Annotated in this window: 12 protein-coding genes; 5 read left to right on the top strand and 7 right to left on the bottom strand. The window is 43.7% G+C overall.

The genetic code is table 11. The annotated features are described in order from the left end of the window. Positions 1-16 precede the first annotated feature (16 nt). On the top strand, positions 17-2,083 hold the full coding sequence (locus D1814_RS09415) for a M13 family metallopeptidase (protein WP_118491676.1): 2,067 nt from the start codon (positions 17-19) through the stop codon (positions 2,081-2,083). Between the two features lie 152 nt (positions 2,084-2,235). Here the strand turns inward: D1814_RS09415 and D1814_RS09410 are convergent, their stop codons facing one another. The 4 genes from D1814_RS09410 to D1814_RS09395 form a co-directional block, all read right to left on the bottom strand. Continuing rightward, positions 2,236-2,634: an ACT domain-containing protein gene (locus tag D1814_RS09410; protein WP_118491674.1), complete on the bottom strand. Its 399-nt coding sequence runs from the start codon at positions 2,632-2,634 to the stop codon at positions 2,236-2,238. A 48-nt stretch (positions 2,635-2,682) separates the two neighbouring features. Further along, positions 2,683-4,062, bottom strand: a complete 1,380-nt coding sequence (gene dbpA / locus D1814_RS09405) for an ATP-dependent RNA helicase DbpA (RefSeq protein ID WP_118491672.1) — start codon at positions 4,060-4,062, stop codon at positions 2,683-2,685. 198 nt (positions 4,063-4,260) lie between these two features. Further along, positions 4,261-5,307 (bottom strand): dihydroorotase, encoded by a 1,047-nt coding sequence (gene pyrC / locus D1814_RS09400; protein ID WP_118491670.1) that lies wholly within the window; start codon positions 5,305-5,307, stop codon positions 4,261-4,263. Positions 5,308-5,405: 98 nt separating this feature from the next. Continuing rightward, positions 5,406-5,948: a lipocalin family protein gene (locus D1814_RS09395; RefSeq protein ID WP_118491668.1), complete on the bottom strand. Its 543-nt coding sequence runs from the start codon at positions 5,946-5,948 to the stop codon at positions 5,406-5,408. A 293-nt stretch (positions 5,949-6,241) separates the two neighbouring features. On the opposite strand from D1814_RS09395, the gene D1814_RS09390 reads away from it, so the two are divergent. Both D1814_RS09390 and gloA2 read left to right on the top strand, forming a co-directional pair. Then, positions 6,242-7,192, top strand: a complete 951-nt coding sequence (locus D1814_RS09390) for an aldo/keto reductase (protein ID WP_118491666.1) — start codon at positions 6,242-6,244, stop codon at positions 7,190-7,192. A gap of 19 nt (positions 7,193-7,211) precedes the next feature. Continuing rightward, the gene (gene gloA2 / locus D1814_RS09385) at positions 7,212-7,595 is read left to right on the top strand and encodes an SMU1112c/YaeR family gloxylase I-like metalloprotein (protein ID WP_118491664.1); all 384 of its coding nucleotides are present in this window, start codon (positions 7,212-7,214) and stop codon (positions 7,593-7,595) included. Positions 7,596-7,663: 68 nt separating this feature from the next. On the opposite strand, the gene D1814_RS09380 is transcribed toward gloA2, so the two are convergent. Together D1814_RS09380 and D1814_RS09375 are read right to left on the bottom strand one after the other, a co-directional pair. Next, positions 7,664-8,479, bottom strand: a complete 816-nt coding sequence (locus D1814_RS09380; RefSeq protein ID WP_118491662.1) for a mechanosensitive ion channel family protein — start codon at positions 8,477-8,479, stop codon at positions 7,664-7,666. A 131-nt stretch (positions 8,480-8,610) separates the two neighbouring features. Next, complete coding sequence (locus D1814_RS09375) at positions 8,611-9,828, bottom strand: MFS transporter (protein WP_118495359.1); 1,218 nt, start codon at positions 9,826-9,828, stop codon at positions 8,611-8,613. Positions 9,829-10,161: 333 nt separating this feature from the next. Here D1814_RS09375 and D1814_RS09370 point away from each other — a divergent pair, with 333 nt between their 5' ends. Both D1814_RS09370 and D1814_RS09365 read left to right on the top strand, forming a co-directional pair. After that, complete coding sequence (locus tag D1814_RS09370; RefSeq protein ID WP_118491660.1) at positions 10,162-12,111, top strand: alpha-amylase family protein; 1,950 nt, start codon at positions 10,162-10,164, stop codon at positions 12,109-12,111. A 401-nt stretch (positions 12,112-12,512) separates the two neighbouring features. Beyond that, positions 12,513-12,722 (top strand): hypothetical protein, encoded by a 210-nt coding sequence (locus D1814_RS09365; protein WP_232369008.1) that lies wholly within the window; start codon positions 12,513-12,515, stop codon positions 12,720-12,722. Between the two features lie 80 nt (positions 12,723-12,802). Here the strand turns inward: D1814_RS09365 and folE are convergent, their stop codons facing one another. Continuing rightward, positions 12,803-13,486, bottom strand: coding sequence for a GTP cyclohydrolase I FolE (gene folE, locus D1814_RS09360; RefSeq protein WP_118491656.1), 684 nt, complete (start codon positions 13,484-13,486; stop codon positions 12,803-12,805). Positions 13,487-13,613 lie beyond the last annotated feature (127 nt).

Here is a 13,613-nt window from a genome sequence, read left to right as displayed (position 1 = left end):
AAAAGGAAAACTCTAAATGTTACGTAGCGTTTTAAGCTTAAGCGTGGCACTGGCCTTAACAGCCTGTAGCCCACAAAACTCATCGACAGAACAACAAAACCAAAGCGCTGCTACTGAAGAAGCTCAGCAACAGCTTTCTTCAGGCGTCATTAAAGAGAATATGGACCTGTCTGTAGACCCTGGTGATGACTTCTTCCGCTACGTTAACGGTAATTGGTTTGATAATTTTGAAATACCAGCAGATAAGTCAAGCTACGGTTCTTTCGTTATTCTTCGTGATGAAGCGCAAGACCATGTTATGGATATTATTAAATCCTCTGCCGAAGGTGACTTTAAAGCGGGAAGCGACGAACAGAAAGTGGGTGATTTTTACCGTGCCTATATGGATATGGAAACCCGCAACAAGCTTGGTGTAACACCAATAAAACCTGAACTATCCAAGATTGAGGCTATTGAAGACTATACCGATCTTGCTGAGTATTTTGCCTATGCTGCTCGCTATGGCTACGGTACACCATTTAGCCTAACACAATACCCTGATCTTAAGTCGCCAAAAGAATATCTGATGTACACATGGCAAGCCGGTCTTGGGCTGCCTGAGCGCGAGTACTATTTTAAAGACGACGAAACGTCACAAACCATTCGTGACGCTTACGTTAAGCATATTCAAACTATGTTTGAACTCGCGGGTTTCGAAGCACCAAAAGAAAGTGCCGATATGCTTTTCAAGCTTGAGACTAAAATTGCTCAATTGCACATGAAGAAAGAGCAGGCCCGTAACTTTGCCGCAAACTATAACAAGCTTTCGATTGAAGAACTTAAAGCATTGATGCCTAAGTTTAACTGGGATGCCTATCTTGCTGAAGCTGACATCAGTGAAATTCCTTCACTAGGCATTTTGCAAAAAGACTATATGCAAAACATTGATGGCGTTATAGCCGAAACCTCGCTAGAAGACTGGAAGACGTTTCTTAAATGGGGCGTTTTAAATGCTTCAGCCAGTCAATTAAATGCCGAGCTTGATGAGGCAAACTTCAATTTCTACAGCAAAGTGCTTCGCGGCGTAGAAGAGCAGCAGCCACAGTGGCGTCGAGCAGTGAGTCTTTCGAACGCTCACGTTGGCGAGCTTATCGGTAAAGTTTATGTAAAACAGCATTTTCCGCCAGAAGCGAAAGATCGCATGATGGAAATGGTTAATAACCTGCTGTTAGCTTACAAAGAAAGTATTGAAAACCTAGACTGGATGACGGACGAAACTCGTGCGCAAGCGCTAGACAAACTGTCTAAGTTTACCGTGAAAATTGGTTATCCAGATCAGTGGCGAGATTATTCAGCACTAACGGTTAACGCCAGCGACTTATTCGGTAACCTTAAGCGCTCTTCTGACGTGCTATATGAAGAGATGCTGAAGAAACAAGGCGGCCCAGTGTGGACCCACGAGTGGGGCATGACCCCACAAACCGTTAATGCTTACTACAATCCACCGCTTAACGAAATTGTGTTCCCTGCAGCTATCCTTCAGCCCCCATTTTTTGATATGAATGCAGAAGACGCGGTGAACTACGGTGGTATTGGCGCAGTAATCGGACACGAAATAGGTCACGGATTCGATGATTCAGGCTCAACCTTTGACGGTGATGGTGTACTAAGAAACTGGTGGACCGATGAAGATCGCAACGAGTTTGAAGCACGTACTGCAAACTTGATTGAACAGTATAACCAGTTTGAGGTTCTGCCTGATTTACACGTAAACGGCGAATATACCCTAGGTGAAAACATTGGTGACCTGGGCGGTATTAGTATTGCGCTTAAAGCTTACCACTTGTCTCTTGATGGTAAAGAAGCCCCTGAACTAGATGGCTTTACTGGCGACCAGCGTGTATTTATCGGTTATGGTCAGGTTTGGGCGAGTAAATACCGTGAGGAAGCACTGCGCAGCCAGGTGCAGACCGATACGCACTCTCCTACTAAGTTCCGTACCAACGGCGCTGTGCGCAACGTACCAGAATTCTACGAAGCGTTTAACGTAACCGAAGACGATGCATTGTACCTGCCGCCAGAAGAACGCGTGAAAATTTGGTAATCCACTTACCTTAAGTAGCACACGTGAGCTACGATAATTAAAGCCCCATGTTTGATGTGTCAAACATGGGGCTTTTTTTTGCGTCGTGAATACGGATTAAGCAATAATTGTTTTTTAAGAAAAGAGAATAGGCAGAAAGAGAATGATCAGGTCTAGTCAGATAGCGAAGTTAAAACGTCTATCGCCAAGTCGACCTTTTCAGCTGTTACGAAAATATGGTCGTGATAATAAGCCGCCACCACGTTAGCACTTATTCCAGCTTTGCCTAACGCAGTAGACATAGCAGCGGTCATGCCTACTGCTTCCAAACTAGAATGTACTTCGCAGGTTATACAGCAATAATATCCTTCATATGGCAAGTTAGCTTTCTCGGCAGCGGCTACCGGAAGAATAAGCGTGGTGCCCTCGCGCTCCTGAAACATGCCCTTAGCCGCTGAAATCAACGAGCTGGTTAATCTGTCAGCAGGCAAAGTAGTGAAAACGTAATTTTCACTACTTGCCACTGGGTTTAAATTTTTCAGTAACACGCTCAAATCGGTTTCAGCAACCACAATAACCTTCCTTTCTATAAGTTAAATACTTACTTATTAAAGCGCTCGTTAAAGTTTTCGGGCTCTAATACGCTTACCTTTAATCTTACCTTCTCTAAACTGGGTCATGGCTTTTTTCACGCTTCGGGTTTTCACAGCGACAAAACTCATGCTGTTTTGCACTTTAATTTTACCTAAGTCATCGCCTGGAATGCCTGCATCTTTGGTAAGCGCGCCGACCAAGTCACCTGGGCGAAGCTTTTCCTTTTTACCTGCACTTAATGAAATACAGGTAAAATCAGGCTGGGTAATTTTATTTTTATGAAAACGCAAGCTTTGTGCGCCCTTAAGCGGTATATCACTTTCTTGCAATACTTCTATCTTTCGTAAGAAATGTTCTTCTTCATCGCTTACTAGCGTTATCGCCATGCCTTTAGCGCCCGCACGTGCCGTACGCCCTATGCGGTGAATGTGGGTTTCAGGCTCTTCACTTACTGTGTAGTTAATCACACATGCAACATCATCGATGTCTAATCCACGTGCAGCAACGTCGGTAGCCACAAGCACTTGTAGCGCGTCGCTTGCAAACTGCATAAGCACTGAGGTTCTTTGATGCTGTTCCATATCACCTTGAAGCCCTTTAGCACTGAAACCATCTTCTATTAACTCTTCAACAACTTCATTGACCTGTGTTTTACGGTTACAGAATACAATCGCATTTTTAGGCTGATATTCGGTTAATACGGCTTTTAGCGCCTGCGTTCTGGTATGTGGCAACACGTTATAGCCTAACTGAGTAATTGCCGGCTTACTCTCTTGAGTTTCTACCTTACAGGTTACCGGGTTATGCAAGTACTGCTTCGCTACACGCTCGATTTGTTCGGTGAAAGTTGCTGAAAACAGTAGAGTTTGCACTTGTGTTGGCGTCTGTCCGAAGATAATGCGTAAATCATCTTCAAAGCCCATATCTAACATACGGTCGGCTTCATCAAGCACACGGAGCTGTACATGACGTAAATCAATACGGCGCTTTTCCACATGGTCCATCACGCGACCAGGCGTACCTACAATAATGTGAGGACTGTGTTTTAACGACTGAATTTGCGGCCCCATGGGCTGCCCGCCACATAAGGTGGTTACTTTAATATTTCCGATATTTTTAGCCGCAGTACGACACTGCTGCGCGACTTGATCTGCAAGCTCGCGGGTTGGGCAAAGCATAATAGCTTGCGTAGTAAAATCGTTAACTTCAATGTGCTGTAAGGCAGGGATCACGAAACATAAAGTTTTACCGCTACCTGTTTGCGCCTGACCAATCACATCTTTTCCCTGCAAAGCTTCAGGAAGCGACTGCGCCTGTATAGGAGAAAGTTGGTGAATGCCTTGAGAGTCTAGTGCTTTAACGATGGCAGGGTTTATATCTAAATGCTTAACTGTTTCAACGGTCATTAATTTGGGTTCCAAAAGTTAACTACACCATGTTCTATATGATGAGCTACGCCATATTCTTGGTTCATCATGTCACCCTTCGAAGAAAGTGAGATGATGGAAAAGTGTCAGTAAAATCGTTTGAATAGGTGTAGAAGAGCGTTTGTGCCCTTATGGAAACGTTCCACAGGGCACGCGTACAAACCATATAGAACAAGCTTACGCTTGAAATGCCTTTTCTAATTTCCACTGTAGCGTTTGCCCCGCAAAAAATGGAACCATATCGGTGCCATCAGCTAGGGTTACTTGTTCTGGCACCGTCCACGACTCTTTTACTAACGTCATTGTAGTTGTATTTCGCGGTAAACCATAAAAGTCTGCACCGTAATGGCTAGCAAAGCCTTCAAGCTTATCTATTGCACCTAATTGCTCGAACACTTCTGCATAAAGTTCAATAGCAGACCATGCGCTATAACAACCTGCGCACCCGCAAGCATTCTCTTTTTTATGCTTAGCATGAGGTGCAGAATCAGTGCCTAAAAAGAACTTCTTGTTGCCACTTGCCACCATATCGCGCAACGCTTTTTGATGGGTATTGCGCTTAAGTACTGGCAGGCAATAGTTATGAGGACGTACGCCGCCAACCAGTAAATCATTGCGATTAAGCAATAAGTGCTGAGGCGTGATAGTTGCGCCCACAAATTCGCTCGCGCCCGCTACGAAACTTGCAGCATCTGCTGTGGTAATGTGTTCAAACACCACTTTCAGCTTAGGGAAGGCTTCAACAATAGGCCCTAAATGAGTATCAATAAATACCTTTTCACGATCAAAAATGTCTATGTGATGCTCGGTCACTTCACCGTGAATTAACAATAGCAAACCTTGCTCTTGCATGGCTTGGAATACTGGGTATAAGGCTTGAATACCCTTTACTGCTGCATCTGAGTTCGTGGTGGCTCCAGCAGGGTACAGTTTACATGCGGTTACGCCTGCTTGCTTTGCGTCGACGATATCTTGCGGGGTAGTTTGGTTAGTAAGAAATAGAGTCATTAATGGCTCAAAATTACTGCCTTCAGGTCGTGCTGCTTCAATTCGCCCTTTATACGCCATTGCCATTTCAGCATTAACTACTGGTGGTACTAGGTTCGGCATAACGATAGCGCGCTGAAAACAACGCGCAGTTGCAGGCACTGTTTCAGCTAGCATTTCGTTATCTCGAAAATGAAGATGCCAATCGTCTGGCGTAGTAATGGTGAGCGTTTGCATGCCTTGTCTCTCTTAGTACTTATTCAAACAGAGGGGAAGTTGCGCGCAATAATAGCACAAATCCAAATTTGCGCGCAGAACAACTCACTCGATAGTACCTATGAATTCCCTTGGCCGTGCTCTACCCAAATAAGCTTGCTAACGTCGTAACCAGCCGCTGTCGCTTTTTCCAATAAGCGCGAGCGTACTTCGTCTGAAATTTTAGGCGTTCGCGCTAAAATCCAAAGGTAATCTTTATCAGGCCCGGTGATCAACGCATATTGATAGCCTTCCTTGTCTAGTTCCATAATGACATAGCTTGCGTAGAACGGGCCGAAGAAGGATACCTTTAGATGCCCTGTAGTTTCATTCTCAACGAAATATGCTTTACCTTCGGCTTGATCCCACTTACCTTCTTCTTTTGAATAACCGCGATTTATAACTTTCACGCCACCATCTTCGCGCATACTATACGTTGCTGTGACTTCGCTTAGCCCTTCTTCAAAACTGTGGTCAAAGCGCGCTATTTCATACCACTCCCCTAAATACCTAGGAAGCTCGAAGCCTTTGACGGGCTCTACCTTTTCCGGCACTCCGGTGCAGCCAGCTAAGCCAATAAGTAGCGAACTTGCCATTGCCGCTAAAAACCATTTTTTCAACATAAAACTCTTTTCCTGTGATAATTTTGTAGTAATGAATACTCATCACTTCACTAAAACGCCTACTCCAACTATTGTGGTGTTCATTGCTACTTCTTGCTATTGACCATTTCCACGCCAAAAATAACCTGAAGCGCTAACTGTCGTTAGTTGAAATATACTCGCCTAATCAAGCTGTTATTATTAACAAAGTCGTACTAGAGTACCGCTTTGTTGATAAAAAGAATGAGCTCCAGAGCTTTATCGAGTGCATAAGTATTTTTGTTCACTCACACTTTCTACAGGGAGAAAGCTACATGAATGCACACTTTCCACATGCCAGCCGCCTAATTTATGGATGCATGGGCTTAGGTGGAGGTTGGAATAACGCCCCCGTCACAAAAGCCGATGTTACCCAAGCGAGATCAATAATTGACGCTGTATTAGAATTAAACATTAACGTTTTTGACCATGCTGATATTTACACATTTGGTAAAGCAGAAACTGCCTTTGGTGAAGCCCTCAAGCAAGCGCCAAAACTTAAAGACAAAATGCTTATTCAATCTAAATGTGCAATACGTTTTGAAGATGAGTTAGGACCAAAGCGTTATGATTTCTCGGCAAATCATTTACATACTTCCGTCGAAGGCATTCTCTCTCGTTTAGGTATCGAGCAACTTGATATACTGCTTTTGCACCGCCCCGACCCACTTATGGAGCTAGAAGAAGTAGCTGGCACCTTATTGCTGCTACAGCAACAGGGTAAGATTAAACACGTGGGTGTGTCTAACATGCACGGGCATCAAATAAACTACCTTCAATCAGCTCTCTCAACCCCTATTGTTGCTAACCAACTTGAAATGAGCCTTGGTTTTAGAGATTGGCTAGAAGACGGCATAACTAGTAACAGTGCGGCGAATCGCAATATGGGTTATGCGCCCGGAACGCTTGAATACTGTATGATGAATAACGTTCAGCTTCAGGCGTGGGGAAGCTTAGCTCAAGGAAAATATACAGGGGCAAAAACCGAGACGAGTGCAGACGCCGCTACCGCAGATTTAGTAGCGCAGCTTGCGAGCGAATACCAAACGACGCCTGAAGCGATTGTTCTAGCATGGCTAATGCGGCACCCTGCCAACATTGCCCCGGTTTTAGGCAGCACCAATATAGAACGAATCAAATCAAGCCAAAAAGCGATGGACGTTCATTTGTCTCGCGAACACTGGTATAAGTTATTTGAAGTCGCTCGCGGTCAAGAGATGCCGTAAGCATAGAAAAGGAAATAGTATGCTAAAGGGCTTTCACCATGTCGCTATTATTTGTAGTGACTACCCACGTTCAAAAGCGTTTTATACGGATGTGTTAGGTTTTTCCATCATTGACGAAAATTATCGGGAAGCTAGGGATTCATATAAATGCGACCTTGGTTTACCTGATGGAAGTCAAATTGAGTTATTTTCATTCCCAGGGGCGCCGCAAAGACCGTCACGTCCGGAAGCACAAGGGCTTAGACACTTGGCGTTTAAAGTAGCCAATCTCGATGAAATGATTGATCACTTAACCAACAAACGTGTGGAATGTGAGCCCGTAAGAACTGACGAATATACGGGCAAGCGCTTTACGTTTTTTCAAGACCCTGATGGTTTACCCCTAGAACTTTACGAACTATAAAAAATGCCGAATGGCTGAATGGCTATTCGGCACTTTTCTAACAATAAGCTTGTAAAATGGGCCAGGCCCTAGTCAAGCATTCTGACTTCCCGCTGCGGGAATGGAATATCAATATTGTGCTGTTGAAGCGCATTAAAAACGGCTTGGTTAAGCGCATATCGCACTTCGAAATGCCTTGTTGCAGGTGCCCAAATCCGAACTCCAAAATTAATACTGCTGTCACCAAAACTATCAACACCGATGGCAGGTGTTTTTTCTGTGCTAACACCTTCAACAGAAGCAACTGCATGTCGAATCACTTCAATGACATTGTCTACATTACTAGAGTAAGCTACCCCAATCTCGAGTTCGATAAGCATGTTTTCGGCAGAATTGTGCAAGATTTCCCCTACAATTAACTTATTGGGAATTTGTATATGCACATTATCTTCATCAATAAGAATGGTATAAGGCAGCATGACCTGATCAACAACACCGGCAACGTCTCTAACGCGAATAGTATCCCCTACTACAAACGGACGGGTAATAATTATAGTAAAACCTGCGGCATAATTTGCCAGCATACCTTGAATAGCAAGACCGGCTCCTAAGCCCACTGCACCAAGTGCCGCTATTAACGGCGTAACGCTGATCCCCACGTTGCCAAGCGCGATGATGATAACTATTCCAAGCGCCACCAATTTACATATTCCACCGGTAAATCGGCTTAGCGTGACGTCAATTTTTTTGTTTACCATGAGGTTTTCAACCACATGGCCTATCTTATTGGCCGCCCACCAACCAAATAGGAAAATGATTAGGGCACCTACGATTTGAAAGCTGTAGGTCACGGCAAACTCAACGAACGTGTCGTAAAGTGCTTGGGCTTGTTTTAATTCATCCATGCGACGTTAATACAGAGTGATAAATGGGGGAATGAGGTGAAGCTTAAACAACTAGAGTATGAAAAACCAGTGCCGAACATGAGTCCAGCACCTTTAGATTGATTGATACAGCGAGCGGTTAGCCTCGCGGCTTAGTTAGCGTACTCACTCGCTTCAATTTCAGCTAAACGGTTTTTCGTCGGGTTTTTGATGACGTTGTATACTAAACCGATGAATAGTAGAGCGGCAAACCCAGTAGCTACCATAAAGCCGTATTTTGCATCGCCTCCGTTGGCATCACTCACTAGACCCATTATAAAGGGGCCAGCTGCTGCGCCAGCAGCGGTAAAGAATAAAATAACTCCTGCCACGCTGCCGTGCTGATGTTTAGGGAAACAGCTTATCCCCTTCGAGTTAAACGTAGGGTAAATAACCGACATAAAAATACCTGTTAGTGGGAACAAGTAAAGCGCGAGCTGCTTTCCACCCCATAGCCCTAAGCCAAAGCACAATACAATAGCGCCAGTGAACACCGTAAGCACCAACGCCCAGTTAAAGCGAGACATCATCCAAATTCCAACAAAGCGCCCGGCAGCACGAAGAATAAAGAATGCGGTTACCGAATAAATAGCTAGAGTCTGAGAGAAACCCTCGCTGTAACAGTCATAGGTCGCTTTAAGCGTAGTGGCATCGCACACTAAGTAACTCGGCATCCAAACATAAATGGCGCTTTCTGCAGCAACATACAAAAAAGCCCCTATAGAGAAACCTAAGGCATACGGGTTTTTGACCAACCTTAAACTTTGCGCAATAGAAACTTTATTTTCACCTGAAGAGGTGTCGCGGGAATACGTTGGATACTTAACGAACAGCGCGCCAATAATAAGAAGGGTACATACACCACCCGCAATGACGTAAAGCCACTGCCACGCTACCCCTTGGTGAATCAGATACGCCACAATCAAAGGACCGATTATTGCACCTACCCCAAAAAACGCCTCTGCACCGTTCATCGTTGCGGTGTGTTGTTTTGTGGACGTTGAAATATCACCGATAAGTGCAAGCGCGCCCGTTTTGAAAATACCAACGGCTACCCCTGACAAGCTCATCAAACTAACGATCAACATAAAGTCATTGGCTATAAGGAAGCTGTAACAAGCTACCCCAAATAATGCTAAACCAATGATGATGGTTGGCTTACGACCTAACTTGTCGGCTAGAAACCCCAAAAATAAGCCAGATAGTGCGATACCCAGCATGGGCAAAGAATGCATTAAACTCGCTTGCGCATTAGTAACGGAAAACGCCACTTTCACTTCTTTGATTATCTCGCCTACTGAATCTGATGTCATCGCAAACATCATAAACATAAGGTAGGTTAACCACCGGATAATTCTACTACTACGTTCTTGGTTAGGCATAGTCGGTCTCACAACAGCGGCATGACGAAAATCTATATCCGTATGCACTTAAAAAAACATGTCAGCTTTGACAGACAAAAGGTGTCTGAAGCACTCGCTTATTTCACATTTTTTGTAATTAAAAACAGCGATGTAATAAACTTGATAACGAATTTAACATCTTATTTGGAAAAATTAACTTAATCGTTTAAGATGAAAGTTAACAGAATTTAAATAGCCTGTAAACCTGTCAATTAGGATAGGTTCGCTGGCCCCCAACCGCTTTATACTATGGAGTTTTCTATGAGCTATGCTGCCGATAGTAGTATATGTTTAGAGCGCATCTTGGCATCCACCGATTTATCAGGCCTTACAAAGAAAGATGCAACAACGTTTACCCAGCGATTAAAGGCACATTTCCCTCGCCTCTTTAAACACTATACCTGCGTCTATGGGCATCAGTACGACTGCTATTTCCATTTACAAAAACTCATCGAAATATTAAGAGATGGATTAAAAAGTCGAAAGCCTGCGCTTAAAAAGCTTGATTATGAAAGGCTACAGTCTCCCTTGTGGTATCGCGATCAACAACAAGTAGGCATGGCCTGTTATGTAGATTTAATGGGGCCAACGCTAAGTGACTTACACGATAAAATTCCTTATTTTAAAGCGCTAGGTGTAACCTATGTGCATTTAATGCCGCTATACGACACGCCAAAAGGAGATAGTGATGGCGGTTATGCCGTATCGGACTATCGCAAAGTAAATCCCTCTTTAGGTACTGTGAAAGATTTGGAAAAGCTTTCGTTGGCCCTGCGAAAGGAAGGAATTAACCTTGTGCTGGACTTTGTTTTTAATCACACGTCTGACGAACATGCGTGGGCAAAAGCTGCACTTAAAGGCGACAAGCGATATCAAAACTATTACTACTTGTTTGATGACAGGACTATTCCCGACCAATATGAACAAACGCTGAGAGAAATTTTTCCTCAAGTAAGAAGGGGAAGCTTTACCTACAATGAACAGATTGAAAAGTGGATTTGGACGACCTTCAACAGTTTTCAATGGGATTTAAACTACAGCAACCCTGAAGTATTCAACGCCATAACCTCTGAAATGCTATTTCTAGCTAACATTGGTAGTGCAGCGTTACGTTTAGACGCACTAGCGTTTATTTGGAAAGAAGTGGGGACTGACTGCGAGAATCAAGAGAAAGCACACATACTCATTCAAGCGTTTAATTGTTGTTTACAAATTGTTGCGCCAGCAGTGGTATTTAAGTCAGAAGCTATCGTTCACCCCGATGAAGTGCTTAAGTATGTCGATAAAGATGAATGCCAGCTTTCTTATAACCCCTTGTTAATGGCGCTACTTTGGAACTCTCTGGCAACACGCAAGACACGCCTACTCACACGCTCGATGAAAAAGAGCTTTGCTATTTCAGACGAGTGTACATGGGTGAACTACGTGCGTTGTCACGACGACATTGGCTGGACCTTTGACGATGCTGTCGCTAATGAATTAGGTATAAATCCATTCGATCATCGCTATTTCCTGAATCAGTTCTACACTGGCCGCTTTGAAGGAAGCTTTGCCAACGGTGTGCCGTTTGCAGAAAACCCAAGTAACGGCGATTGCCGTGTATGCGGTTCATTAGCATCTTTATGTGGGCTAGAAGGCGCTCTTCAAATTAATGACACCAAAGCCATTGAAGATGCGGTAAAGCGTATGCTGTTGCTTTATGGGATAACGTTCAGCATTGGTGGTATCCCATTACTTTACTCCAGCGATGAAATTGGGAAACTCAATGACTACAGCTACCGATTTGACGAAAGCAAAAAGCATGACGATAGATGGGTTAATCGCATTGCAGTTAATGACGAAGATACCGCTCTGGCACTAGGCCAAACACCACCGTCTAGCCCAGCCGAAGTCGCCAGCCTTCGCGTATTCGAAGGCTTGCAAAAAATGATCGAAATTAGAAAAAAGTATTCAGTTTTTGGCCAAGCTCCAACCCATATATTAGATGCTGCCAATCAACATTGTTTTATGTTTTTGCGAGAAAATGTCAAAGGTGAAAAGCTACTCGTCATATGTAATTTTAGTGAACACGAGCAAGAGCTTCAGCGTTCCCTCTTGGCGACAGTCAACTGCACATCGAGCGTAGACCTGCTTTCAGGTGAAGAGGTGACAATGGAAGCTGAACCTTTGATATTAGCTCCCTTTCAGCAGCTATGGCTTTTAGCACGCTAACACATCCTTTCATACGTGGTAACCCACACGTTGTGTTCCCCCGCGACTAGTGGCTTACCGCCAGTAAAATTAATTAGCTTTATTGCCAACGACTTACTAGATCCCCCCCAAATTACACAGGCAGTAAAAGAATTACAGACTATACTTTAGTCGCGGGTATCGGTAATCCAAAATTTTCGTGAAATAATCCCGCAAAGCGGCGACTCAGCCTGTTTTCAGGCTAATTATCGCGAAACTGGCGCTTTACCGATGTGTGTGGTTTGTATCTTGCAAACTCCTAGCTTTTTAATAGGTCGTTTCTTTTAGAGCTTATGCCCCAAAAGTCATACAAATTATTTTTTCACACACTGGATTTCGACTTACGTCATATGGATATGTAAAACATGGTAACGGATAAAACAATGCAAAGTGTTAAAGCATTGGAATACATGTGCCCCTATTGCGGCGCAATTAATGATTTTCAGCTGAATGCTTCTCGCGACATGTATCTTGAACAACATGAGTCTTGTGGTTGCTGTAACAAAATACTCAGTCTTATTCCCGCCGATGGAATTGGTGGTCGTATCAATCTTATTGTGGACGCTTTAGATAGCGAGCACCTTTTCAAGTAAGAAATCGACATTAGGTATCTACGAAAAAGCCGCTTCAGAAAGCGGCTTTTTTATTTGTGCGCAAAAGATTTCGCAGCTTACTAACGAAAAAACTCTCGTTTCAATTCATTATCTGTTAAAAAGCGACCGCCCAATGCTGACGTTTTTGTGTAGGAGTTAGTATCTCTAATTCCTCTCGCCTTTACGCAATAGTGCGTAGCATTAATACTCACAGCAACATCTTCTGTATTCGTTAATGTTTGCAGCGCGACTAACACCTGCTGTGTTAAACGTTCTTGTACCTGAGGACGTTGAGCAAAGAAGCTTACAAGGCGGTTTATTTTTGAAAGACCAATCACCGTATCTTTAGGTATGTATGACACCGTCGCTGTACCATCAATGGTCACAAAATGATGTTCACAGGTGCTCGTTAAGCTGATGTCAGATACCTGAACAGGCTGGTCTATCTGCATTTTGTTTTCGATAGCAGTAATCTTGGGGAACTTGTGGTAATCCAAGCCGCCGAAAATCTCATTAACGTACATTTTGGCAATACGGGTGGGCGTGTCGCACAAGCTGTCATCAGTAAGATCAAGGCCAAGCGTATCCATTACGTCACGCATAGCGCTTTCAATTCGTTTGCGCTTTTGTTCATCAGAAAGTCCATTAGCCACCATAGGCGTTTCTAACCCCTTGGCTTCTAATGCTTCACGTACACGTTGTGCCGGCTCTGATATAGAGGGGTCTAGTGCATCACGCACAATTACCGCTTCTTTTGCTAACATTGTTTTATCCGTTGTTACTGCTTTTTTTGAACTAATACGCCTTTGAAATCGTAAAAGTTCGGTTATACGACAACATGACTTTTATTTAATGTTGTTGTTACCTCACGTGCGTTTAGCACGGAATAAT

The sequence above is a fragment of the Alteromonas sp. BL110 genome, from assembly GCF_003443615.1.
Classification (GTDB): Bacteria; Pseudomonadota; Gammaproteobacteria; order Enterobacterales; family Alteromonadaceae; genus Alteromonas.
Note: the sequence above shows the minus strand (reverse complement) of the source record. Positions and strands in the feature narration are given on the sequence as shown.

What these genes read in the sequence shown, in the direction of transcription:
- D1814_RS09415 (WP_118491676.1), top strand. Translation starts at nt 17, where the DNA reads ATGTTACGTAGCGTTTTAAGCTTAAGCGTGGCACTGGCCTTAACAGCC.
- dbpA (WP_118491672.1), bottom strand. Translation starts at nt 4,062, where the DNA reads ATGACCGTTGAAACAGTTAAGCATTTAGATATAAACCCTGCCATCGTT.
- pyrC (WP_118491670.1), bottom strand. Translation starts at nt 5,307, where the DNA reads ATGCAAACGCTCACCATTACTACGCCAGACGATTGGCATCTTCATTTT.
- D1814_RS09395 (WP_118491668.1), bottom strand. Translation starts at nt 5,948, where the DNA reads ATGTTGAAAAAATGGTTTTTAGCGGCAATGGCAAGTTCGCTACTTATT.
- D1814_RS09390 (WP_118491666.1), top strand. Translation starts at nt 6,242, where the DNA reads ATGAATGCACACTTTCCACATGCCAGCCGCCTAATTTATGGATGCATG.
- gloA2 (WP_118491664.1), top strand. Translation starts at nt 7,212, where the DNA reads ATGCTAAAGGGCTTTCACCATGTCGCTATTATTTGTAGTGACTACCCA.
- D1814_RS09380 (WP_118491662.1), bottom strand. Translation starts at nt 8,479, where the DNA reads ATGGATGAATTAAAACAAGCCCAAGCACTTTACGACACGTTCGTTGAG.
- D1814_RS09375 (WP_118495359.1), bottom strand. Translation starts at nt 9,828, where the DNA reads ATGTTTATGATGTTTGCGATGACATCAGATTCAGTAGGCGAGATAATC.
- D1814_RS09370 (WP_118491660.1), top strand. Translation starts at nt 10,162, where the DNA reads ATGAGCTATGCTGCCGATAGTAGTATATGTTTAGAGCGCATCTTGGCA.
- D1814_RS09365 (WP_232369008.1), top strand. Translation starts at nt 12,513, where the DNA reads ATGCAAAGTGTTAAAGCATTGGAATACATGTGCCCCTATTGCGGCGCA.
- folE (WP_118491656.1), bottom strand. Translation starts at nt 13,486, where the DNA reads ATGTTAGCAAAAGAAGCGGTAATTGTGCGTGATGCACTAGACCCCTCT.